At 70.4% G+C, this 23,305-nt stretch carries 21 protein-coding genes; 8 read left to right on the top strand and 13 right to left on the bottom strand.

Translation table 11 applies throughout. The features are described 5' to 3' along the window. A partial coding sequence (locus Q0C38_RS17405) for a tripartite tricarboxylate transporter substrate binding protein (RefSeq protein ID WP_291298386.1) occupies positions 1-978 on the bottom strand: 978 nt, incomplete at its 3' end. Positions 979-1,179: 201 nt separating this feature from the next. Here Q0C38_RS17405 and Q0C38_RS17400 point away from each other — a divergent pair. The 3 genes from Q0C38_RS17400 to Q0C38_RS17390 all read left to right on the top strand — a co-directional run bounded on the left by Q0C38_RS17400 (position 1,180) and on the right by Q0C38_RS17390 (position 3,199). After that, entirely contained in the window at positions 1,180-1,707 is a 528-nt protein-coding gene (locus Q0C38_RS17400) for a zinc-ribbon domain-containing protein (RefSeq protein WP_291298385.1), read from the top strand. A gap of 144 nt (positions 1,708-1,851) precedes the next feature. Further along, on the top strand, positions 1,852-2,271 hold the full coding sequence (locus tag Q0C38_RS17395; RefSeq protein ID WP_408870044.1) for a helix-turn-helix domain-containing protein: 420 nt from the start codon (positions 1,852-1,854) through the stop codon (positions 2,269-2,271). Positions 2,272-2,551: 280 nt separating this feature from the next. Further along, on the top strand, positions 2,552-3,199 hold the full coding sequence (locus Q0C38_RS17390) for a sterol desaturase family protein (protein ID WP_291298383.1): 648 nt from the start codon (positions 2,552-2,554) through the stop codon (positions 3,197-3,199). A 141-nt stretch (positions 3,200-3,340) separates the two neighbouring features. Here Q0C38_RS17390 and Q0C38_RS17385 read toward each other — a convergent pair whose 3' ends face one another. The 7 genes from Q0C38_RS17385 to Q0C38_RS17355 all read right to left on the bottom strand — a co-directional run bounded on the left by Q0C38_RS17385 (position 3,341) and on the right by Q0C38_RS17355 (position 11,918). After that, entirely contained in the window at positions 3,341-4,969 is a 1,629-nt protein-coding gene (locus tag Q0C38_RS17385; protein ID WP_291298382.1) for an ABC transporter substrate-binding protein, read from the bottom strand. Positions 4,970-5,113: 144 nt separating this feature from the next. Continuing rightward, entirely contained in the window at positions 5,114-7,801 is a 2,688-nt protein-coding gene (ppdK, locus tag Q0C38_RS17380; RefSeq protein WP_291298381.1) for a pyruvate, phosphate dikinase, read from the bottom strand. A gap of 5 nt (positions 7,802-7,806) precedes the next feature. Continuing rightward, complete coding sequence (gene glyS / locus Q0C38_RS17375; RefSeq protein ID WP_291298380.1) at positions 7,807-9,903, bottom strand: glycine--tRNA ligase subunit beta; 2,097 nt, start codon at positions 9,901-9,903, stop codon at positions 7,807-7,809. A 17-nt stretch (positions 9,904-9,920) separates the two neighbouring features. Then, positions 9,921-10,310: a type II toxin-antitoxin system VapC family toxin gene (locus Q0C38_RS17370; protein WP_291298379.1), complete on the bottom strand. Its 390-nt coding sequence runs from the start codon at positions 10,308-10,310 to the stop codon at positions 9,921-9,923. Continuing rightward, positions 10,307-10,567 carry a type II toxin-antitoxin system VapB family antitoxin gene (locus Q0C38_RS17365; RefSeq protein WP_291298378.1) on the bottom strand — a complete coding sequence of 87 codons (261 nt, stop codon included), beginning with the start codon at positions 10,565-10,567 and terminating at the stop codon, positions 10,307-10,309. The genes Q0C38_RS17370 and Q0C38_RS17365 overlap by 4 nt, the downstream gene beginning before the upstream one ends. Before the next feature lie 42 nt (positions 10,568-10,609). Beyond that, complete coding sequence (locus Q0C38_RS17360; protein ID WP_291298391.1) at positions 10,610-11,509, bottom strand: glycine--tRNA ligase subunit alpha; 900 nt, start codon at positions 11,507-11,509, stop codon at positions 10,610-10,612. Between the two features lie 70 nt (positions 11,510-11,579). Beyond that, positions 11,580-11,918, bottom strand: coding sequence for a hypothetical protein (locus Q0C38_RS17355; protein WP_291298377.1), 339 nt, complete (start codon positions 11,916-11,918; stop codon positions 11,580-11,582). Positions 11,919-12,257: 339 nt separating this feature from the next. On the opposite strand from Q0C38_RS17355, the gene Q0C38_RS17350 reads away from it, so the two are divergent. Then, complete coding sequence (locus tag Q0C38_RS17350; protein WP_291298376.1) at positions 12,258-13,361, top strand: efflux RND transporter periplasmic adaptor subunit; 1,104 nt, start codon at positions 12,258-12,260, stop codon at positions 13,359-13,361. Between the two features lie 4 nt (positions 13,362-13,365). After that, the gene (locus Q0C38_RS17345) at positions 13,366-16,548 is read left to right on the top strand and encodes an efflux RND transporter permease subunit (RefSeq protein WP_291298375.1); all 3,183 of its coding nucleotides are present in this window, start codon (positions 13,366-13,368) and stop codon (positions 16,546-16,548) included. Here the strand turns inward: Q0C38_RS17345 and Q0C38_RS17340 are convergent. The 3 genes from Q0C38_RS17340 to Q0C38_RS17330 form a co-directional block, all read right to left on the bottom strand. Then, a complete protein-coding gene (locus Q0C38_RS17340; RefSeq protein ID WP_291298374.1) occupies positions 16,526-16,726 on the bottom strand; it encodes a hypothetical protein in 201 nt (66 codons plus the stop codon). The genes Q0C38_RS17345 and Q0C38_RS17340 overlap by 23 nt on opposite strands. Before the next feature lie 116 nt (positions 16,727-16,842). Then, positions 16,843-17,673, bottom strand: a complete 831-nt coding sequence (locus Q0C38_RS17335; RefSeq protein WP_291298373.1) for a S49 family peptidase — start codon at positions 17,671-17,673, stop codon at positions 16,843-16,845. A gap of 31 nt (positions 17,674-17,704) precedes the next feature. Further along, entirely contained in the window at positions 17,705-18,247 is a 543-nt protein-coding gene (locus Q0C38_RS17330) for a hypothetical protein (RefSeq protein ID WP_291298372.1), read from the bottom strand. A gap of 44 nt (positions 18,248-18,291) precedes the next feature. Here Q0C38_RS17330 and Q0C38_RS17325 point away from each other — a divergent pair, with 44 nt between their 5' ends. From Q0C38_RS17325 to Q0C38_RS17315, 3 genes are all read left to right on the top strand, one after another. Next, positions 18,292-18,717 carry a CoA-binding protein gene (locus tag Q0C38_RS17325; protein WP_291298371.1) on the top strand — a complete coding sequence of 142 codons (426 nt, stop codon included), beginning with the start codon at positions 18,292-18,294 and terminating at the stop codon, positions 18,715-18,717. 86 nt (positions 18,718-18,803) lie between these two features. Beyond that, the gene (locus Q0C38_RS17320) at positions 18,804-19,304 is read left to right on the top strand and encodes a DUF2076 family protein (protein WP_291298370.1); all 501 of its coding nucleotides are present in this window, start codon (positions 18,804-18,806) and stop codon (positions 19,302-19,304) included. 58 nt (positions 19,305-19,362) lie between these two features. Then, complete coding sequence (locus Q0C38_RS17315; protein ID WP_291298369.1) at positions 19,363-20,577, top strand: MFS transporter; 1,215 nt, start codon at positions 19,363-19,365, stop codon at positions 20,575-20,577. Positions 20,578-20,580: 3 nt separating this feature from the next. On the opposite strand, the gene Q0C38_RS17310 is transcribed toward Q0C38_RS17315, so the two are convergent. After that, the gene (locus tag Q0C38_RS17310; RefSeq protein ID WP_291298368.1) at positions 20,581-21,687 is read right to left on the bottom strand and encodes an alanine racemase; all 1,107 of its coding nucleotides are present in this window, start codon (positions 21,685-21,687) and stop codon (positions 20,581-20,583) included. A 49-nt stretch (positions 21,688-21,736) separates the two neighbouring features. Further along, a complete protein-coding gene (locus Q0C38_RS17305) occupies positions 21,737-23,305 on the bottom strand; it encodes a M81 family metallopeptidase (protein ID WP_291298367.1) in 1,569 nt (522 codons plus the stop codon).

Below are 23,305 nucleotides of genomic sequence, written 5' to 3'. Positions count from 1 at the left end.
GGCACTTTCGGCAACGCGATGCGCCCGCGCCTCGGCCGGCGTCGTCACCGGCAGGTCCGAGCCCGCCCGCGCCAGCCCCTCGCGCAGGCGCTGGTCCTCGCGCGCCGCGGCGAGGACGGCGGCGGAGAGGCGCGCCAGCGCCGCGTCCGGAACGCCCGCCGGCAGGAACAGCCCGTGCCAGGTGATGACGGTCAGGTCGGGCAGCCCCGCCTCGCGCGCCGTCGGCACCGCGGGAAGCTGCGGCAGCCGCGCCTCGCCGGTGGTGAAGAGGGCAGCGATCCGCCCCTCCGCGATCTGGCCCGCGATGGCGGAGAGCGGCGTGATGAACGCAGCGATCCGCCCGCCGAGCAGGTCGGCGATCGCCTCCGGGCTGCCGCGATAGGGCACGTGCACCAGCGCCACGCCAGTTCGCGCCTTGAACAGCTCCATCCCCAGATGGGCAAGGCTGCCGTTGCCGACCGAGGCGTAGGAGAGGTCGGCGCCCGGCTGCTTTGCGCGCGTGAGGAAGTCGGGCAGCGTCGCGCCGAGGCGTGCATCGGCGGCGAACACGAATGGTGCCGTCGCGAGCAGCGCAACGGGCACGAGCGCCGCGTTGGGGTCGACCGGCATCGGCGCGCCGAGATGCGGGCGCATCGTGAAGCTGCCGGGGAAGCAGACCAGCGCCGTCATCCCATCCGCCCGCGCGCGGGCAACATGCTCGACGCCGACCATCCCGCCGGCGCCGGCCCGCGGCTCCACCACCACGGGCTGGCCGAGCCTGTCCTTCAGCGCATCGGCCCAGAGGCGGGCGGTGATGTCGACCGTCGAGCCAGCAGGGGCGCAGACGACCAGGCGAAGCGGCTCCTGCGCCGTGGCCGGTGCCGAAAGAAGCGCTGCCGACAGAAGCGCTGCCGGGAGAAGCGCTGCCGGGAGAAGCGCTGATGGGAGAAGCAGGGCGGCGAGTCGCAGCCAGGCGGCAGTGAGCGCGCGACGGCACATCGGGCGATTTCCTCCATTCGTTTGCGCAAGCTTAGGGGGTGCGCGCCACGCTTGGAAACCATGCCCCGACGGGGGCGGGTGTGCCCCAACGCCTCTTGCGCCCGCCCGCGCGGCGGAGGACGTTCCGGCTGCGGGCTGCCTCGGCCGCGCGCGATTGCAGGGCCAGGTAGTTGCAGGGGGCATGGTGCGGGGGCGGGATGCATGATCATTGAATGTCCACGCTGCACGTCGCGCTACGAGGTCGCCGACGGGCTGATCGGGCCTGCGGGAAAGAGCGTCCGCTGCGCCAAGTGCAGCAATGTCTGGCTCGCCAGGCCCGTGGGCGAGGCCGACACGGCGCCGCCACCGCAATGGCCCGAGGCGCCGCAGCGGGCGGGCGGGAGCTTCCCGACCGAGATCCCTGTCACGCCCGAGCCGCCGGAGGACCCCGCACTCGCCGAGTTCCGCGACGCCCAGCGCCCCGAATCGGGCGGGTCCGGGATGGCGGGCAAGAAGGAGGGCGGCGGGTTCGCCCGATTCCCCGACCCGTCCGAACCACCCCCGCCGCCGCGCCCGCGACTCGGAGGGGCGGCGACGATCGGCTGGGCCGTCACCGTCATCCTGCTGGGTGCAGGCGCCTGGGCGGCGTATTCCTGGCGCGACGCGGTGATGGAGGCCTGGCCGCCAAGCCAACGCGTCTACCTCGCCCTAGGCCTCGGCGCCGATCCGCCTCCCCCCGCAAGTCGGTGAGCCAAGCCTTTGACAATGAACGCTTGAGGCGTGCTCACGACATTGTTCTTACGCGGGACGCGAATTCCGCCGTGGTTTCGGTCTTACTGGCGTTCACTCACGGGCACTGAGCCCGTCACAACTCCGGAGGGTGCGATGGACGTCATGTCCCGGCTGCAACCCGAAGACGGCCGCGAGGAAGGCCGCCGCGGCGCCTTGCGCGCCGGCTCGATCGACCGCCATGTCGGCGCGCGCATCAGGGAACGGCGCCTGATGCTCGGCCTCAGCCAGCAGCAACTGGCCGACGCAATCGGCGTGACCTACCAGCAGGCGCACAAGTATGAGCGCGGGCTGAACAGGATCGCGGCCGGCCGCCTCTATGAGATGGCCCAGGTGCTCGGCGTTCCCATCTCCTGGTTCTTCGATGGGATGGGTCCTGGCCGCGAGCCTGCGCCGATGACGCAGCGCCAGCGGCTCTGCCTCGAGGTGGCGCGGAACTTCGCCCATATCAGCAACGAGCGTCACCAGGTCGCGCTGAGCCAGATGGCGCGGGCACTGGCCGAGGCCGAAGCGCGGGGCGAATAGCCCTCGACTCTCGCGACGCTCGATGCTGGGTCGTGGCGATGGGGATCGCCGCGCCAGCTAAGGTGTGGTGATGAGGAACGGGGATCGGTCGCCGGGATGAGTGAGGACGCCGGCTCGACCGAGCCGTTCATCAGGCTCGGGGTCTTCGCTGGCGTGCTGCTGACCATGGCGGCGTGGGAGGTGTTGGCCCCGCGCCGCGGCCAGGAACACGGGCGAGGCGCGCGCTGGCCCTCCAATCTCGGCATCGTCGTTCTCGACAGCCTGGTCGTGCGCGTGCTGTTTGTTCCCCGCCGGCGCGGTCGGGACAGCCCTTTGGGCGGAGGCGCAGGGGCTGGGCCTGTTCCGCCTGATGGGCGTTCCCGCCTGGGCGGCCATCCCTGTCGCCGTCGTCCTGCTCGACCTTGCCATCTGGGCGCAGCACCGGGTGTTCCATGCCGTGCCCGTGTTGTGGCGCCTGCACCGCATGCACCACGCCGACACCGGGTTCGACGTCACCACGGGGCTGCGCTTCCACCCCGTCGAGATCGTGCTGTCGATGGTGATCAAGATTGCCGTCGTCGTTGCCCTCGGTGCGCCCGCCGTGGCGGTGCTGGTGTTCGAGGTGCTGCTGAACGCCACCTCCATGTTCAGCCACGGCAATGTTCGCCTGCCGGCCTGGCTCGACGCCGCGCTGCGGCGGGTGATCGTCACGCCCGACATGCACCGGGTTCACCACAGCGCCATCCGCGAGGAGACCAATAGCAATTTCGGCTTCTGCCTCTCGGTGTGGGACCGGTGGTTCGGCACCTATCGGCCGGAGCCTGCGCTGGGCCAACTCGGCTTCACCATCGGCATCGACGAGTTCCGCGACCCGGGCGAGCTCAGGCTCGACCGGCTGCTGACGCAGCCCTTCCGCGACGAGAAGAGGCGGGCGCAGCCGGCGGAGTAGCGGGGCGCGCCTGTCCGCCCCGCCCTCACCCTGTCCCTCTCCCGCAAGCGGGAGAGGTGACCGTGCTGCACCCCCTCTCCCCAGGGTCCCCTCGCCCCCGGAGGGGGAGAGGGACAGGGTGAGGGGGCGCCGCCGCCGCCCTTAGCTCATCGCCACCGGCCCGAGATCCTGGAACCAGTTCCGCGCCTGCACGAAGCCGCGCACCCGCGGGCTCATCGCGCGCGCGTTCAGGTCGTGCGCGACGAACAGGAAAAGCGCGTCATCGACGATCTTGGCGTGCGCAGCGGCCGCCGCGCGATCGACCTCGCCCTCGCCGAAGCCGGTGCGCATCTGGGCGATGAACGCATCCATCGCGGGCTCCTGGTACCAGCCCCAGTTCGTGCCGCGCGGCGTCACCAGCGCCGAATCGACGTGGCGGATGATCGCGGTGAAGGGGTCCTGGCTGAAGTAGCTGTTGTTGTGCGCCGTCGCCCCGCGCGACAGCGGATCGCGCGACCCAGCCCGCCAGGCGGCCTGGAGCGCGTTCCACTCCACCACCTCGAACGTCACGGCGATGCCCGCCTCGCGCAGGCCCTGCTGGATCGCCTCGTTCATCGGCAGCGGCTGCATCATCCCCGAGCCCTGGGCGGGGATCAGCACCTTGGTCTGCAGCGGCCGCTGCGGCGTGAAGCCAGCCTCCGCCATCAGCCTCCGCGCCTCGGCCACGTCATGGCGGATCTTGAAGGTGGGGCTGCCGAACCAGGGCGAGGTCTGGGTGAGAAGGCCCACGGCAGGCTGCATCAGCCCCCCCAGCATCCCGGCCATGCCGTCACGGTCGATCGCGAGGTTGGCGGCGCGGCGCACCCGCACATCCCGCCACGGGCTGCCCTCGACCATCGAGAAATGCCAGATCCAGACATGCGGGTACTCGTTCGTGACGATCTGCATTCCCGCCTGCCTGAGCGAGGGGACGGCATCGGGCGAAGGCGCCTCGATCCAGTCCACCTGGCCGGCGCGCAGCGCCGCCGTGCGGCTGTTCGCCTCCGGCATCGGCAGCAGGATGACCCGGTCGAGCTTCGGGCGGCGCGCCTCGTTCCAGTACTCCCTGTTGGCGGTGAGTTCCGCCCGCTCGCGCACACTGAACGCGGTGCAGCGGAACGGCCCGGTGCCGGAGGGGGCGTTGAGGAACGCATCCCAGCTCCGCCCCACCTTCTCCCACTGCGCGGGCGAGGACATCACGATCCAGGCGATGCCGTAGGGCAGCAGCGCGTCCGGCACCGTGGTGCGCACCTCGAGCACCTCGTCGGACAGCGCCGTCGTCTTGGCCACGGTGGGAATCCGCGCCCGCCCCTGGGCTGACTGGCGCGGGTCGAAATGCGGGGCCTGGTTGTCCAGGATCTTCTCGAAGTTCCACTGCGCCGAATGCGCGGTGAAGGGGCTGCCATCGTGGAAGTTGACGCCGGGGCGGATGCGGAACAGCCAGCGCGTCCTGTCGTTGGCATCGACCTCCCATGACGTGGCGAGGTTCGGCACGAGGCGCGAGGGAGCGTCGGAGCGCGACAGGTCCCAGAACACCAGGCTGTCGAAGACCGTGTAGCCCATGAAGCGCTGGCCTTCGCCGCCCTGGTCCGTCTGCCCGTTGGGCAGCGGCACGGCAGCGGCCGTCATGCCGATGCGGAGCACCCCACCTGGCGCCTGGGCGAGGGCGAGGTCTGGTCCCGCGAAGGGGGCAAGGCCGCCGAGCGCGAGCGCTGGGGCGGTGCGGAGAATGTCGCGGCGTGAGATGGGCATCGGTTGCTCCTGATCGGGCTGGGATCAGGCGCGATACAGCAAGCAGCGTGCCGGGCGGCGAGCGGGGTTTCCGCCTCGCGCGCGCTGATTGGTTGCCTCAGAGTTCGGCAGTTTCCGCCACGCCTGCGCGCGGCATGGCCACCCTCACGCCGTACGGTCGACCCCGCCTGCGCCGAGGGCGGCCTGCGCCGCGGCAAGGCGGGCCACCGGCACGCGGTAGGGCGAGCAACTCACATAGTCGAGCCCCGCCTCCTGGCAGAATGCGATCGAGGCCGGGTCGCCGCCATGCTCGCCGCAGATGCCGAGCTTGAGGTCCGGCTTCGTCGCGCGCCCCTTCTCGACCGCGATCTTGACCATCGCGCCCACGCCTTCGCGGTCGAGCGAGACGAAGGGGTCCTTCGTGAGGATGCCCTGGTCGAGATAGGCGGGCAGGAACTTGCCGGCATCGTCGCGCGAGAGGCCGAACACGGTCTGCGTCAAGTCATTCGTGCCGAAGCTGAAGAAATCGGCCGCCTCCGCGATCCGGTCGGCCGTGATGGCGGCGCGCGGCAGCTCGATCATCGTGCCGACGCTGTATTCGACGGTCTTGCCCTTCTCGGCGAACACCGCCTCGGCCATCCGCTCGACCTGCGCGCGGGTGATCTCGAGCTCCTTCTTCATGCCGACGAGCGGGATCATGATTTCCGGGATCGGGGCGCTGCCCGTCTCGGCGCCGACCTCGAGGGCGGCCTCGAAGATCGCGCGGGCCTGCATCTCGTAGATCTCGGGGTAGGAGATGCCGAGGCGGCAGCCGCGATGGCCGAGCATCGGATTCGCCTCGGACAGGTCAGCAACGCGGCGGGCCATCGCTTCGGCATCGGCGCCGATGGCGGCGGCGACGTCGGCGATCTCCTCGGCCGAATGCGGCAGGAACTCGTGCAGCGGCGGATCGAGCAGGCGGATCGTGACCGGCAGGCCGGCCATGATCCGGAACAGCTCGACGAAGTCCTTGCGCTGGAACGGCAGCAGCTTGCCGATGGCACGCCGACGCCCCTCGGCATCATCGGCCATGATCATCTCGCGCACGGCGAGGATGCGCTCTGCGTCGAAGAACATGTGCTCGGTGCGGCACAAGCCGATGCCTTCGGCGCCGAACTTCCGCGCCGTGTCGGCGTCGAGCGGCGTCTCGGCGTTGGCGCGGACCTTCAACGTGCGGATCCCGTCCGCCCAGCCCATCAGCGTCGCGAACTCGCCCGACAGCTGCGGCTCGATCATCGCGACGGAGCCGACGAAGACCTCGCCCGTCGCCCCGTCGATCGTGATCGTCTCGCCGCCGCGCACCACCACGCCGCCGGCCGACAGCGTCTGCGAGGTGTAGTCGACATTGATGCCGCCGGCTCCGGCGACGCAGGGCCGGCCCATGCCGCGGGCGACAACCGCCGCGTGGCTCGTCATGCCGCCGCGGGTGGTGAGGATGCCCTTGGCGGCGTGCATCCCGGCGATGTCCTCGGGGCTCGTCTCGACGCGGACGAGGATCACGCTCTCGCCCTTCTGCGACCGTGCCTCGGCATCCTCTGCCGAGAACACCACGACGCCGCAGGCGGCACCCGGGCTCGCGGGCAGGCCCTTGCCGAGCGCCGTGCGCTTGGCCTGGGGGTCGAGGGTCGGGTGCAGCAGCTGGTCAAGCGAGGCAGGGTTGACGCGCTTGATGGCTTCCTCGCGCGTGATCAGCCCCTCGTTCGCCATGTCGACGGCGATGCGCAGCGAGGCGGCGGCGGTGCGCTTACCGTTGCGCGTCTGCAACATATAGAGGCGACGCTGCTGGACGGTGAACTCGATGTCCTGCATGTCGCGATAATGCGTTTCCAAAACGTTCTGCACGCGCACGAGATCGGCGTAGACCTCGGGCAGCACCTCCTCCATCGACTGTTCGCCAGGCTTGGCGGAGGCGCGCGACAGCGGCTGCGGCGTGCGGATGCCGGCGACGACGTCCTCGCCCTGCGCGTTCACCAGGAACTCGCCATAGAGGATGTTCTGGCCGGTGGACGGGTCACGCGTGAAGCACACGCCCGTGGCGCAATCGGTGCCCATGTTGCCGAACACCATGGCCTGGACGTTCACCGCCGTTCCCCATTCCGCCGGAATGTCGTGCAGGCGGCGATAGGTGATGGCGCGCTGGTTCATCCACGAATCGAACACAGCACCGACGGCGGCCCAGAGCTGGTCCCACGGGTTCTGCGGGAAGGGCTTGCCGGTGGCCTCTTCCACCACCGTCTTGTAGCCGGCGACGACGCGCTGCCAATCCTCTGCCGTCAGCGCCGTGTCCTCGCTCACCAGCTTCTCGTGCTTGACCTCCTCGATGATCTCCTCGAAGCGGTGATGATCGACATCGAGCACGACGCCGCCGAACATCTGGATGAAGCGGCGATAGCTGTCCCACGCAAAGCGCGCGTCGCCCGACTTCGCAGCCAGCCCCGCGACCGTCTCGTCATTCAGGCCGAGGTTCAGCACCGTGTCCATCATCCCCGGCATCGACACCCGCGCGCCGGAGCGGACGGAGACGAGCAGCGGGTTGGCCGTGTCGCCGAAGCGGAAGCCGGTGGTCTCCTCGACGGCGGCGAGAGCGTCCTTCACCTGCTGTTCGAGCCCCGCGGGGTACTTCCGGCCATTGGCGTAGAACGCGGTGCAGACCTCGGTGGTGATGGTGAACCCCGGCGGAACCGGCAGCCCGATCGAGGCCATCTCGGCCAGGTTGGCACCCTTGCCGCCGAGCAGGTTGCGCATGCCCGCGCGGCCTTCGTTGGCGCCCGCTCCGAACGAGTAGACCCACTTGGTCGTGGTGGTTCCGTCCATGGCGTTCACCCCTTGAGAACAGACGACTCGGCAAGCAACGAGAAATCGGCGACCCCGGCCGTGACGGCCCGGATCCGTGAGAGCAGGCGCAACCGATTAGCACGCAGAACGGTTTCCGTCGCGTTGACGGTCACGCCATCGAAGAAGGCATCAACAGGGGGGCGGAGGCGGCCGATCGCTGCCATCGCGCCGGAAAAGTCTTCTGCTGCAACGCGGGAGGCGATCTCCGGTTGCGCGGAATCCAGCGCCGCGGCAAGCGCCACCTCGGCCGGTTCGCGCAGAAGCGCCGGGTCCGGCGCCTCGGCATAGCCATGCCCGTCCTTCTTTTCCTCGATGCGGAGGATGTTGCTCGCGCGTTTGTGAGCAGTGACGAGGTTGGCCCCATCCTCGGTGCCGAGCAGGGCGGCGAGCGCATCGGCACGGGCCAGCAGGCGGACGAGGTCGCCATCCTTGCCGCCGGCCAGCGACGCCTCGACCACGTCATGCCGCCGCCCTTCGCCGCGCAGCTGCACGCGGAGGCGTTCGATGACGAAGCCGAACAGGTCATCGACGAGCGCCGTCCGCTTCGGGCCGTCGAAGTCGAGAACGCCCTCGTAGGCCGCAAGCGCGGCATCGAACAGGGCAATCAGGTCGAGCCTGAGCCCGTTCTCGCGGATCAGGCGGATGAGGCCGAGGGCGGCACGCCGCAGCGCGAAGGGGTCGCCGGAGCCCGTCGGGCGCTCGTCGGCAGCGAAGAACCCGGCGAGCGTGTCGAGCCTGTCAGCCAGCGCCACGGCCACCGAGACGGGGGCTGAGGGGACATTGTCACCCTGCCCTGCCGGGGCGTAGTGCTGCTCGATCGCGGCACTCACCGCCTCGTCCTCACCGTCATGCGCGGCGTAGCGGCGGCCCATGTAGCCCTGGAGCTCGGGGAACTCGCCCACCATGCCGGTGACGAGATCGGCCTTGGCCAGCATCGCGGCACGTTCCGCCTTCGCGATGTCTGCCCCCACCTTGGGAGCGACGATGCCGGCGAGGCGGACGAGGCGCAGCACCCGCGCCCCCTGCGTGCCAAGCTTCGCGTGGAACGTCACGGCCTCGAGCTTCGGCAGTCGGCTGTCGAGCCGCTGCTTGCGGTCCTGGTCCCAGAAGAAGCGGGCGTCGGAAAGGCGGGCGCGCAGCACGCGCTCATTGCCGGCGACGATGGCCTTGCCGCCGTCAGACGCCTCGATGTTCGCGACGACGACGAAATACGGCGCGGCGGACCCGTCGGCGCTCAGCAGCGTGAAGTATTTCTGGTTCAGCCGCATGGTGAGCTGCCGCACGCGGTCCGGCAGGTCCATGAACGCATCGTCGATCCGGCCGAGCAGCGGCACGGGCCATTCCACGAGGCCGGCGACCTCGTCGTAGAGGCCAGGGTCACCGGCGACAGTGCAGCCGACAGACGCGGCAAGCCGCTCGACGCCGGCCGCGATCGCCGCGCGGCGCTCGGCGGCATCGAGGATCACGCGATGCTCGCGGAGCCGCGCTGTGTATTCGGCGTAGCCCGTGATGGTGAGCGGACCCGCTCCGTGGAAGCGATGCCCCTCGGTGACGTTGCTCGCCACGAGCCCCTGGCCGTCATCGTCATCCTCGGCGAGCGAGAACGGCACCACGGCACCATCGAGCGCGCAGACGATGCGGCGCAGCGGCCGTACCCAGGCGAAGCTGCTCGTCCCGCCCCAGCGCATCGACTTGGGCCAGGACAGCCGGCGGATGACGCCGGGCATCGCCTCTGCCACGAGAGCGGACGCAGCGACCGCGGGTGAGGATTTCTCCAGCACCCAGTAGCCGCCGTCCTCGCGCAACTGCTCGCGCGCGGCACCATGCTTCTTGAGGAAACCAGCGAGTGCCGCCTCGGGCGCACCAACGCGCGGCCCGCGCTCGCTGCTCGCGCTCGCCGTCGTCTCTGCCGCGACCACGGCAACGAGCCCGATGCGACGCGGGCCGCTGAACGGCCGCACCTCGCGGGGGCTCAGGGTGCCGAGCGCCTCGGTCACGGCCTTGGCGAGGTCATCGGCCGCGCGGGCCTGCATGCGCGCGGGGATTTCCTCGCTGAAGAGTTCGAGAAGAAGCTCGGGCATCGCCTAGATCACCACCATCACACTGCCCGGGCGACGTCGGTCTGGGCGAAGTCGTTGCCCTTGAACAGCAACGGCTCGCCACGCTCGGATGCCAGCGCATACGCGAAGCAGTCGCCGAAATTCAGCGCAGCCGGATGCCGGCCCTTGCCGAAGCGCCGATACGCCTCGCGCGCCAGCCGCATCTGCGACACGGTGACGGGGTGGAAGGCGAGGCCGAGTTCGGCGGCCACGGGGTCAAGCCGCGCGCTGGCCTCTGCGTCACCCCGCCGTTCCAGCACGATCGCCGCCTCGAAGAAGTTCGCGACCGACATGCCAACCTCCGGCGCATCGACCATCGCCGCGGCGAGCGAAGGCCCATCGCCCTCGTTCAGCACGACGGCCAGGAGGGCTGACGTATCGACGATCACTTCGGCAGGCCGTCCTCGTCGTAGAGGTCCTTGTCGCTTTCCCAGGAGGTGCCGGGGGCGACATGCGCCCTGATCGCCGCCGCATGCTCGCGGATGCGGGCGAGCCGCGCCTCGCGCGTGGCGGCCTTCGACTCCCGCGCCAGCCGCTCGCGCAACGCCACCGTCACCGCTTCCGTCAGGCTCTCGCCCTTCAGCGCGGCAAGCTCGCTCGCCAGCCGATAGGCCTCGTCGGATTTCAGGTTCAGCTGATGTCCCATGGCGATGGTAGAATACCACCCGCTGATGGTAGAAAGAAGGCATCACGCAGCCTGCTCGGCCGCAAGCCAGGCCTCGCAGCAGGCCTTCGCCAGCGTGCGCACGCGGCCGATATAGGCCGCCCGCTCGGCCACCGAGATCACCCCCCGGGCATCGAGCAGGTTGAAGCGGTGCGAGGCCTTGATGCACTGGTCATAGGCAGGCAGCGCCAAGCCGTGGGCGAGCAGCGCCGCGCATTCCTTCTCCGCATCCTCGAAATGCCGCAGCAGCGTGGCCGTGTCGGCATGCTCGAAATTGTGCGCGCTGAACTCGCGCTCGGCGCGCAGGAACACGTCGCCGTAGGTGAGCGGCGTCGGCGCATCGGGGCTGTTGAACGGCAGGTCATACACCCGCTCGACGCCGAGGATGTACATCGCCAGCCGCTCGAGCCCGTAGGTGAGTTCTGCCGAAGGAAGCTCGCACGCGATGCCGCCGACCTGCTGGAAATAGGTGAACTGCGTCACCTCCATCCCGTCGCACCACACCTCCCAGCCCAGCCCCCAGGCGCCCAGCGTCGGGCTCTCCCAGTCATCCTCCACGAAGCGGATGTCGTGCAGCAGCGGGTCGATGCCGAGCTCCGCGAGGCTCGCGAGGTAGAGGCCCTGCGGGTCTGGCGGCGAGGGCTTCAGGATCACCTGGTACTGGTAGTAGTGCTGCAGCCGGTTCGGGTTCTCGCCATAGCGCCCGTCTGACGGGCGGCGCGAGGGCTGCACGTAGGCCGCGTTCCAGGGCTTGGGCCCCAGCGCGCGCAGCGTCGTTGCCGGGTGGAAGGTGCCCGCGCCCATCTCCATGTCATACGGCTGCAGGATCACGCAGCCCTCTGCCGCCCAGAACGCCGAGAGGCGCAGGATGATCTCCTGGAAGCTCCGCGGGGCCTGGCGGACCGTCAGCGTGGGGGCGTCCATCGCGTGTGCGCTCATGGGGTGATCGTTGCGGCCCTATCTACCGATGCTGCGCCGCAGCGGCAACGGTAGCTCAGCGTGCGCGGTCGGCGGCGAGCGCGGGGATGGGGCATTCCGGCCTGCCGCAGCCGTCATGCGCCGTTTCCGGCACATAGGCCTGGCAGAGCGGGCACTCGATCATCTCGGCTGCCTCCTGGGTGGCGGGCTCCGGCTCCGGCTCCGGCTCCGGCTCGGGCTCGGGCTCGGGCATCGCCTCCGGAGTTGGCTCCGCGTCCGCCACGCTCTCGGCCGTCGTGCCGATCGGGGTCGCGTCATTGGCCGCCTCAGGCACGGCAGGCTTCTGCTGCGTCACCATCCGGTAGAGGTAGTACACGCCGGCCAGGACGAGGCCGAGCAACAGGATGCGGATCACGGTGGCTCTCTTTCGTCATCGCCGCGCATTCCAGGGACGCGGGCGTGCGGCGCGGTTCTAGAGCAGCAGGGGAGGCAAGGGAACCGCCAGCGTCCCCGCCAGGGCCGGCACGCTCGTCGAATCCTTGCCCCCACTGTTCCCGGCTTGCTCCACTGTCACGGGCTTGATCACGTGGCGGCGGCCGCACGCTTGCGCTCAATCAGGATGCATACGATTTGATCGGCACCTGAACCTGCCCGCCCCAGCGGGACCGGAGCTGCCATGCCCCTCCCTACGCTCCCACGCCGCGCACTCGCCTTTGCGGTTGTTCTCGTTGCAGCATTCCCGGCCGCAGCGCAGATGCCACCCCCGCCGGTGACCGTCGCCACCCCGCTCGCCCGCACCATCACCGAGTGGGACGAGCAGACCGGCCGCTTCGAGGCCGTCGAATCGGTCGAGGTGCGCGCCCGCGTCTCGGGCTTCATCGAGGCGATCCACTTCCGCGACGGCGACACGGTCTCGCGCGGCGACCTTCTGTTCACGATCGACCAGCGCCCCTTCCAGATCGCGGTGGAGGTAGCGGAAGCGGAGGTGACGCGCACGCGGTCGCAGGTGCAGCTCGCGCAGAGCGAGGTCGAGCGTGCGTTGCCCCTGGTGCAGACGCGCACGCTGCCGCAGCGCGAGCTGGATACCCGCCAGGCGCAGCTGCGCCAGGCCTTCGCCGGGCTGCAATCGGCCCAGGCGAATCTCCGCATCGCCCAGCTGAACCTGGAATGGACGGAGGTGCGCGCCCCGCTCGCCGGGCGGATCAGCGACCGGCGCGTCGATGTCGGCAACCTGATCGCCGGCGGCACGACCGGCGCGCAGGCGACGCTGCTGACCACCATCGTCCGGCTCGACCCGATCCACTTCGTGTTCGACGTGTCGGAGGCCGACTTCCTGAAGTACTCGCGCCTCGCCCGCGACGGCACGCGGCCCTCGGGGCGCGACAACATGCTGCCCGTGCGCGTGCGCCTGTCGGACGAAACCGAGTTCGCGCGCGAAGGCCGCCTCGACTTCGTCGACAACGTCGTGAACCCGCGCGCCGGCACGCTGCGCGGCCGCGCGGTGTTCGACAACAAGGACGCGTTCCTGACCCCGGGCCTGTTCGGTCGCCTCAGGCTCTGGGCCGGCGAGGGCGAGGCGCTGCTGGTGCCCGACAGCGCCATCGCCTCCGACCAGGCGCGGAAGGTGTTGCTCGTGGTCGGCGCGAACGACATGGTCGAGCCGCGCGTGGTCACGCTTGGGCCGATCATCGATGGGCTGCGCGTCATCCGCTCAGGGCTTCGCGTCGATGAGCGGGTGATCATCAACGGCCAGGCGAACCCCTTCGTGCGGCCCGGCATGCGCGTGAGCCCGCAGCCGGGCGAGATCAAGGCGGAGGGTCCACCCCAGCCGCCGCCGACCACCGGCCGCGCGGGCTGAGCCGATGCGCCTCTCACGGTTCTTCATCGACCACCCGATCTTCGCCACCGTCCTCTCCGTCCTGCTGACCATCGTCGGTGCGATATCGTATCGTTCGCTGGCGGTCGCGGAATATCCCGAGATCGCGCCGCCCACCGTGGTGGTGGCCGCCACCTACCCGGGCGCCTCGGCGGTGGTGATCGCCGAGACGGTGGCGACACCGATCGAGCAGGAGATCAACGGCGTCGACGGGATGCTCTACATCGTCTCGCAGTCGACCGGCGACGGGCGCGTGTCGATCAACGTCGTGTTCCGCCCCGGCACCAATATCGACCAGGCGCAGATCCTCGTGCAGAACCGCCTCGCGGTGGCCGAGGCGCGGCTGCCGGAGGAGGTGCGGCGCCTCGGCGTGACGGTGCGCAAGGCCTCGCCCGACCTGATGATGGTCATCCACATGACGAGCCCCGACGGCTCGCGTGACCAGCAATACGTGTCGAACTACGCGACCCTCTACGTGAAGGACGTGCTGGCCCGGATCGACGGTGTGGGTGACGTGCAGATCTTCGGTGCGCGCGACTATGCGATGCGCATCTGGCTCGACCCCGCCAAGGTCGCCGCGCGCGACATGACGGCGGGCGAGGTGGTGGCCGCCATCCGCGCGGCGAACGTGCAGGTCGCGGCGGGCTCGATCAACCAGCCGCCCGCCGTGTCGCCGTCGGGCTTCGAGATCAGCGTGCAGACGCTTGGGCGGCTGTCGGACCCGGAGCAGTTCGCCGGGATCGTGATCCGCTCCGACCCCGAGCGCGGTACCGTGACACGGCTGCGCGACGTCGCGCGGATCGAGCTGGGCGCGCAGGACTACACGGTCAATTCCTATCTCAACAACGTCACCGCCACGGCCATCGTCATCTTCCAGCGGCCGGGCTCCAACGCTCTCGCCACCGCCGCCGCCGTGCTCGGCGGGATGGATGGGCTCTCGCGGAGCTTCCCGTCGGGCCTCGGCTACTCGGTCGTGTACAACCCCACCGAGTTCATCCAGCAATCGATCGATGCGGTGATCATCACGTTCATCGAGGCGATCGCGCTGGTCGTGCTGGTCGTGATCCTGTTCCTGCAGAGCTGGCGCGCGGCGATCATCCCGATCGTTGCGATCCCGGTCTCCATCGTCGGCACCTTCGCCTTCCTCGCCCTGTTCGGCATCAGCTTCAACACGCTGTCGCTGTTCGGGCTCGTCCTGGCCATCGGCATCGTCGTCGACGACGCGATCGTCGTGGTCGAGAACGTGGAGCGCTACCTCGCCGAGGGCTTCAGCCCGCGCGAGGCGGCCTACAAGACGATGGATGAGGTGGGCGGCGCGCTGATCGCGATCGCGCTCGTGCTGGGCGCGGTGTTCATCCCGACGGCGTTCATCGCGGGCCTGCAGGGCTCGTTCTACCGCCAGTTCGCGATCACCATCGCCGTCTCGACCGCCATCTCGGCCTTCGTCTCGCTCACCCTCTCGCCGGCGATGGCAGCACTTCTGCTGAAGCCGCACAGCCACGAGAAGCCTTCCGGCATCATGGCGGTGGTCGGCGCGCCATTCCGGCTGTTCTTCCGCGGCTTCAACGCGGCGTTCGACGGCATGGCCCGCGGCTACGCGGGGCTGACGCGCCGCCTCGTGCGCCTCGCGGCGCTGGTGCTCGTCGTCTATGCCGGGCTGCTCGGCCTCACCTACCAGCGGCTCGTCGACACGCCCACGGGGCTGATCCCGCAGCTCGACCGCGGCTACTTCATCGCCGCCTTCCAGTTGCCGCCGGGCAGCTCGCTCGCCCGCACCGATGCGGTGGTGCGCCGCGCGTCGGAGACGATCATCGAGACGCCCGGGGTGCAATCCTCCGTCGCCTTCGTCGGCTTCGATGGTGCGACCTTCACCAACGCGCCGAACACGGGCGTGGTGTTCGTCTCGCTCAAGCCGTTCGCGGAACGAGTCGCCGCCGGATTGACATCGGAGCAGATCCTCGGCGAGCTCAGGGGCAAGATGTTCGCGATCCAGGAAGCGTTCATCCTGGTGATCGAGCCGCCCTCGGTCCCGGGCATCGGCACGGGCGGCGGGCTCAAGCTCTATGTCCAGGACCGTGCTGGCCGCGGCTATCCCGCGCTCGAGGGTGCTGCCTGGGCGATGGCGGGAAGTGCATCCGCCACGCCCGGCTTCGCGCAGGCCTTCACGCTGTTCAACACGCGCAGCCCGCAGGTGTTCGCCGACATCGACCGCACCAAGGCAGAGATGCTCGGCGTGCCGATCGGGCGCGTGTTCGAGGCGCTGTCGATCTACAACGGCTCCGCCTTCGTGAACGACTTCAACATCCTCGGCCGCATCTATCGCGTGACGGCGCAGGCCGACAATCCGTTCCGCCTCACGGCGGCCGACGTGGCGAACCTCCGCACCCGGAACGACACCGGCGAGATGGTGCCGATCGGCTCGGTCGCGACCTTCAGCGACACGACAGGCCCCTACCGCGTCGCGCGCTACAACCTCTATCCGGCCGCCGAGGTGCAGGTGGCGCTGGCACCTGGCTTCTCGACCGGCCAGGGGATCGCGGCGATCGAGGAGCTTGCCGGCACGCGCCTGCCGCCAGGCTTCGGCTTCGAGTGGACCGAGATCGCGCTGCAGGAGAAGCTCGCGGGCAACACCGCCATCCTCGCCTTCGGGCTTGCGGTGGTGTTCGTGTTCCTGCTGCTTGCCGCCCTCTACGAGAGCTGGACGCTGCCGCTCGCCGTCGTGCTGATCGTACCGATGTGCATCCTCGCCGCGATGATCGGCGTGAACCTGCGCGGGCTCGACCGCAACATCCTCGTCGAGATCGGGCTCGTCGTTCTCGTCGGCCTCGCGGCGAAGAACGCGATCCTGATCGTCGAGTTCGCCAAGCAGGCGGAGGAGCGTGGCCTCTCGCGCCGCGATGCGGCGGTGGAGGCGGCGCGCACGCGGCTGCGGCCCATCCTGATGACCTCGCTCGCGTTCATCCTCGGCGTCGTGCCGCTGGTGATCGCGGAAGGGGCGGGGGCTGAGATGCGCCAGAGCCTCGGCACCGCGGTGTTCGCCGGCATGCTCGGCGTCACCGCGTTCGGGCTGATCTTCACGCCCGTGTTCTACGTCGTCTGCTCATGGCTCGGCGGGCGGCGTCAGAGCGCTCGTCCCGTGCCTCCGATCACGCTTGGCTCGTCAGGGTAAGGTACATCAGCGCGAGGTAGACCGCGGGCATCACAACGAGGGCGATGACGACGACCATTGCGGGTGCGGCGCAGCCGCCGGCATACAGCACCCACACCCCCGCTACCGCGGCCGCGATGATGACGAGCAGGCCGATGAACCAAGGAAGCAGACGGTTGCGGGGCGACGTGGCTGCCATGATGAGGAGCTCCTTACGCGTGCTTGGCCGCATCCCTGCGGGCAACGGCGTCACCCAGCATATCGACCGCGCTGCGGCAGGCGGTTGACCTGTCGCAATTCCGGCTCGCGCCTGCGTCAGAGCCCGAAGCGGGCGTAGGCTGCGCGTTCTGCCAGCGTATCGGCAGCGGTGGCCATGAGCGTGTCAGCACCTGGCAGGAACCGTGCCCACCACGGACGGCGGGGGCCACCGAACACGGCGAAGCGAACCTTCTCGCCATGCCGCGCGCGCATCGTCGTGCGCAACTCGCCGATCCCGTCGGCGAGGCCGAGCGCGACGGCGCGACGGCCTGTCCAGAACTCGCCGGTGAAGAGCTCCTCCTCCGGCGCCTTCAGCCGCGCGCCGCGCCGTGTGCGCACCCACGCCTTGAAGCTCTCGTGGATGTCGTCCTGCACCGCGCGCAGCCGCGCCACGTCCTCCTCCCGCTCCGGCCCGAACGGGTCGAGAAGGCCCTTGCGCGACCCCGCCGTGTAGAGCCGCCGCTCGATGCCCAGGCGGGCGAGAGCGCGGCCGAAGCCGAAGCTTGCACTGACCACGCCGATCGAGCCGAGGATCGAGCTCTCGTCGCAGAAGATCTCGTCGCCGGCACAGGCGAGCCAGTAGCCGCCCGAGGCACCGACATCCTGCACGAAGGTGGTGACGGGCAGCTTCTTCTCCTCCGCCAGCGCGCGGATGCGGCCGGCGATCAGGCTCGACTGGACGGGAGAGCCGCCAGGGCTGTTGATCGCGAGTGCCACGCCCGCCAGCCGCTTCACCGCGAAGGCGCGGGCGATGGGCCCCGCCATGGCCTCGAGCGAGAGGCCACCGGCGCGCAGGCCGCCGGCAGGCGGTGCGATGAGCCCGGCGAGGCGGATGACCGCGACACGGGGCGCGGGGGAGAGGAACGCGGGGAGGGGGAGGTTTGCCATCCCTCCATAGATGCCGCCATGGCCGCGCACATCAAGCGCGGCGTCGCCACGCGAGTGCGGGGAAGAGTGAGAACCAGAGTGCCACCAGGCACCAGGCCGGAGAGCCGCCGCGGAGCGCGAGGACGATCGCCCCGCCCGCGAGCGTGGCGGCAAGCGCTGCGCCCTCGATGGTGCCGCCGCCGCGCGGGAACCCTTCGTCCACGGCGCGTGCGGCAAGGGCGACGACCGGAACAATGAAGGCGCTGAGCGGATACGCCGCCGGCGGTGCCGCCGCGAAGGCGAGCGTGACTGCGGCGGCAACGACCATGAACAGGTTCACGAGGTCGCCCTGCCCGGCGGCAAGCCAGCCGCCCTCGGGCGCCTTCAGCCGCGCGAGACGGCCGAGCGTTCGTGCGGTCTGCCGCAGCCCGCGCATGGCCGGCACGGGCAGCCCACGGGCGAACAGCCAGGCCCGCCGCGCGGCAAGCGCCGCGAGCAGAGCCTGCGCGACGATCGCCGGCCATGGCGCATCCACCACCGCCACGACGAGGGCAGTGGCGAGAGCGAGCCAGGCGCGGGCGAGGGAGAAGGTCACAGCCCATCACTTCCCCTGTTCGCCCCGCCGCGCAAGGATGGCGCATGCATGACGGCAACAGCGACGCGGCGATCCGCGACATCCTCACCTCCGTGCGCCGCATCGCGCTGGTCGGCGCCTCCGCGAAGGCCGGTCGGCCGAGCCATGGCGTGATGGGCTGGCTGCTCGCCCGCGGCTATGACGTGGTGCCCGTGAACCCAGGGCTTGCCGGGCAGACCATCCACGGCCGCACCGTCGTGGCCACGCTGGCCGAGGTGCCGGGCGAGATCGACATGGTCGACATCTTCCGCCGCAGCGAGGAGGCGGGCGCGGTGGTCGATGCCGCGATCGCGCGCGGGGCAAAGGTGGTTTGGATGCAGCTTGGCGTGGTCGACGAGGCCGCAGCCGCGCGCGCCCGCGCCGCGGGCCTCGCCGTGGTGATGGACCGTTGCCCCGCCATCGAGGCGCCACGCCTCGGGCTGAGCGCATGACAAGCGCGTGGCGAGGCTTGAACGGCGCCCACCGCCGGGCCACTTCCGCGCCAACCAATGGACGCAGGGACGCCAGGGAGCCAGCAATGACCGACGAGGAACGCACGCTCATCACGAGTTTCGTCACGCGCACGGTGAATGCCGGCGGCGAGGCGATCGACCCCGAGGCCGATGCGCTCTTGAAGGAGCTGTTCGAGAAGCACCCCGAGGCGCGCTATCGCCTCACGCAGCTTGCCTTCTTCCAGGAACATGCGCTGGCCGAGGCGACGAACCGCGCCAACCAGGTGGAGTGGCAGGCGCAATCGCAGCCCAAGGGCCTGCTCGGCGGCCTGTTCGGCGGCGGCAACACGGCCCCGCCGCCGGCGCAGGTGCACGCGCCCGGCTACCGCCCAGGCATGTTCCAGCAGGGCCGCCCCGGCTTCCTCGGCACGGCGGCGTCGACGGCCGTCGGCGTTCTCGGCGGTATCATGCTCGGCAACGCGCTGGCCTCCATGATGGGGATGGGCGGGGCGGCCGAGGCGGCGGAGCCGGAGCCGGCGGCAATCGAGGATGACGGCGGCTTCGACGGCGACGACGACCTGCTCTGACCCAGCCTCGGGGGTGGGGAGGTATGCGCCCCGCCCCTGATCGGCTAGCCTTCGGGGCATGAACCCCGCTCCCGCCACCTCTGCGCCGAAGGCGGGAAAGGATGCTCTGATCATCGCGCTGATCGGCGCGGCGCATTTCATCAGCCACTTCACCGTTCTCGCCATCCCGCCTCTGTTCCCGATGATGCGGGAGGACCTTGGCGTGTCCTACGCCGCCCTCGGCGGGGCGATCGCGGTTCTCTCGGCCGTCACCGCACTCGGGCAGACGCCGATCGGGGTGGCGATCGACCGCACGGGCGCGGCACCGTGGCTGATCGGCGGCACGCTGCTGATGGCGGTGGCCAGCATCGGCATGGGGGTCGCGCCAAGCTGGTGGTGGTTCATCGCCGCCGCCCTCGTCTCCGGCCTCGGCAACGCGACGATCCACCCGGCCGACTATGCGATCCTCGCAGGCTCCGTCAGCCAGGGGCGGATGGGGCGTGCGTTCAGCCTGCACACGGCCTCGGGCTATGCCGGCTTTGCCGCGGCACCCGCCGTCTCGATCGGGCTCGAGGCGCTGCTGGGCTGGCGCGGGACGCTGATGGTGATCGGGCTGATCGGGCTGCCCGTGGTGCTCGCGCTTTCCATCTGGGCGAAGGCGCTGCGGAGCGAGGCGGTGCAGCGGGCGAACACGGGAAGCCCCGTGCGGGTGCTGACGGCCAAGCCCATCCTGCTGCTGTTCGCGTTCATGACGCTGCTGGCGATGGGCGGGTCGGGCGTGCAGACGTTCCTCGTCACCGTGCTGCCGAAGATCCACGGCGTGACGCTGGCCGCCGCCGCGGCGGCGCTGACGGCGTGGCTGCTCGGCGGCACCTTCGGCACGCTCGCCGGCGGGTGGCTGGCCGATCGCACGACGCGGCATGCCTCCACCGTCGCGGTGATGCTGCTCGGCTGTGCCGCACTCGTCGCGGCACTCGGCGTGGTGCCGATGGGGGCAGCGGCGCTGATCGGCACGGCGGCAGCGGCGGGGGCGATGCTCGGCGTGCTGATGCCGGCGCGCGACATGCTGGTGCGGAAGGCGGCACCACCCGGAACGACCGGCCAGGTCTTCGGCTTCGTCTCGGCGGGGCTGCCGCTCGGCCAGGCGATCGTTCCGGCCCCGCTCGGCGCGCTGATCGACATGGGGCGCCCCGGGCTGACGCTCGTCGTCTCCGCCCTCTGCCTCGCCGCCGCAGTGCTCACCGCCGGCACGGCGCAGGCCGCGCGCGTCGCTGCGCAGCAGCCGGCGGAGTAACGCCTACCAGTAGTTCACGCGCGGCCACACCGCGACGATCTCGTCCGATCCGTCGAGCACGTTGTAGGCGGGGTAGGCGGCCGCGGTCAGGCAGGAATGGTTGGGCAGCACGCGCAGCCGCGCGCCGATCGGCAGCGCATCGAAGGGCAGCGGCGCGGCGCTCTCCACCACGCCGTGCTCCTGGTAGGCGCGGCGGACGATCGCATCGCCCAGCGTCGCGTTGCCGGCAAGGTCGACCACGAGGCCGAAGCCGTAGTCCTTCGGCGCGCCCTCGGTGCTGCGGTCCTTCGACAGCGCCAGCGCGCCGGCATCGAGCAGCACCTGGTTCGTCGCCGGCCGGCGCCCGATGACGGACGCGAGCACCGACACCGCGATGTCCTCGCGTGCCTCGGTGCCGATCTGGCATTGCAGGAGGTCGCCGAACATGTAGACGCCGGCGCGAAGCTCCGTCACGCCCTCGAGATGGGCGGCATGCAGCGCGGTGGGCGAGGAGCCCATCGAGACGATGCGCACAGGGATGCCGGCTGTCCTGATGCGCTCTGCCGCGCGGACGATACCTGCACGCTCGATCTCTGCCATCTGCGCCATGTCGGCGATGCTGCGCCCGGCATAGGAGTGGCCTGCATGGGTGAGAACGCCTTCGAAACGGGTGCCGAGATGCCGGGCGATCGCCACCAGCGCCGGATCGTCCGGCCCGAGCCCGCCGCGCCCCTCGCCGACATCGACCTCGACCAGCGCGGTGACCGGGCCCGGATGGGCCGCGATCGCCGCCGCGACGTCACGGTCATCGGTGATGACCTTCACCTCGGCACCGCGCAGGTTCAGTTCCGCGACCGTATCGAGCTTCGCGGGCGTGATGCCGACGGCGTAGATCTGGTCGCGGAACCCGGCCTGGGCGAAGTGTCGTGCCTCCGCGAGCGTGCTGACGGTGATGCCGCCCGCCTCGCCGGCGGTGGCCAGCCGCGCGACATCGACCGACTTGGCGGTTTTCAGATGCGGCCTGAGCGCCACGCCGTGGCGTGCGGCTGCCTCGTGCATCGCGGCGATGTTGCGGCGAAGCTTCGGCAGGTCGAGCAGCAGCGAAGGCGTTGGCAGGTCAGCGAGGCGCATGATGTCGTCCTGATCCCGTCAGCGGTGAACCGTTCGGCATGGCCTGCCGTCAGCGGGCGCCGGTGGAAGGCGACCAGGCGACGCCCTCGTCGAGCGGGATGACGGGGCGCGGCAAATTCTTCCACGCAAAGCGCGAGAGGATGGGCGAGGTGAGGCCGGGTGCGTCGACCTCGGTGATGCGGTCATTGCCGAAGAACTCGTCGAACCCGCCGCGGAAATGCCCGCGCGACTTCACCACGACCGACCGTGCGGCTCGGATGTCGAGGCCGAGCATCTCGAAGAACGCGGGATCGGCGCATTGCGTGCGGTACGAGACGATGACGATGGTCAGCCCGCCGACGGCGAGCGCGGCGCATGGCCCGAGCCGCATGTCACGGCCCGCGAAGATGCCGCGCCTGCCCGTGACATGCCCATCGCTGAGCGCGACGACGCGTGCCTCCGCCTCGAAAGGCTTCGAGAATTCGTTCGTCTCGGCGGTGTTGAAGCGCGCGGTGATGGTGGCACCCACGCCGGCTGCGTGCGCGGCTGTGGCCAGCGGTGCGTCGTTGATGATGCCGACGAGCGCACCCTTCACGCCGGCCTTCAGGAAGGCCTCGATGATCCACATCGTGTTGCCGCGCCCGCCACCGCCTGGGTTGTCGGCGACATCGGCGAAGCACTGCGCCGGCTTGCCGGGGTCGGCGCCGGTGGCGTGCGCCAGCGCCGTCGCGTCCTCGAGGCTGGTCAGCCGCGCCCGGAAACGGTCGCGGTTCATCCAGCCGAGCTCGGCGATCTCGACGGCAAGGCTGCGCGCCTCGTCCTCATCGCCCTCGCGCGCGGTGACGACGACGGCCAGCCCGTTCTTCGCCGTGTCGGCATAGGCGAAGCCGCCCATGACCGAGACGTTCATGATCCGCCCGGCGCAATCCTGGTCGGCGGCGCGACGCTGGCCGAGGTCGATCATCTCGCCATAGGGACGATCGGTCGCGTCGCGGCCCGTCAGCATCGTCACGGTGGGGGCGACGATGGGCAGGCGGACGAAGGCGCGCGTGGTGCGCGTGCCGCGCAGCAGCGCGCGGAGATGCACGGCCGCCTCCTCGCCACGCTCGCGCATGTCCATGTGCGGGTTGGTGCGATAGCCGACGAAGACGTCGAGATTGTCCACCATCGCGGCCGAGACGTTGGCGTGCAGGTCGAGCGTGCCGACGATGGGAACGCCGGCGCCGACGACCTCGCGCACAAGCGCGCAGAGATCGCCATCGGGGTCCTGCCGCGCGGTGGTCAGCCCCGCGCCGTGCAGGCAGAGATAGACGCCGTCGAGGGGCTTCGCGGCCTCGAGCCCCTTCCGCCATGCCGCCATCATCTCGGCGAACAGCGCCTCCTCGACAGGGCCGTTCGGCTCTGCCATCGCGAGCAGGATGGGAACGGGCTGCCACGGGCCGGTCGCATCCATCGCGGCGTAGAAGCCCGGCGTTTCCGGCAGCGCGACCGGGGCGGGGCAGCGCGCGTCGGCGGTGATCGCGTCACGCTCGAGCCAGACGCAGCCCTCGAAATCCTTCCGCGTCGCCGGCGGGGCGAAGGCGTTGCACTCGATCGAGAAGCCGAGAACGGCGATGCGCGGCGGTGGGCCCTTGGCCAT

Source organism: Elioraea sp. (assembly GCF_022842375.1).
In the GTDB taxonomy this organism is placed as follows: Bacteria; Pseudomonadota; Alphaproteobacteria; order Acetobacterales; family Acetobacteraceae; genus Elioraea_A.
Note: the sequence above shows the minus strand (reverse complement) of the source record. Positions and strands in the feature narration are given on the sequence as shown.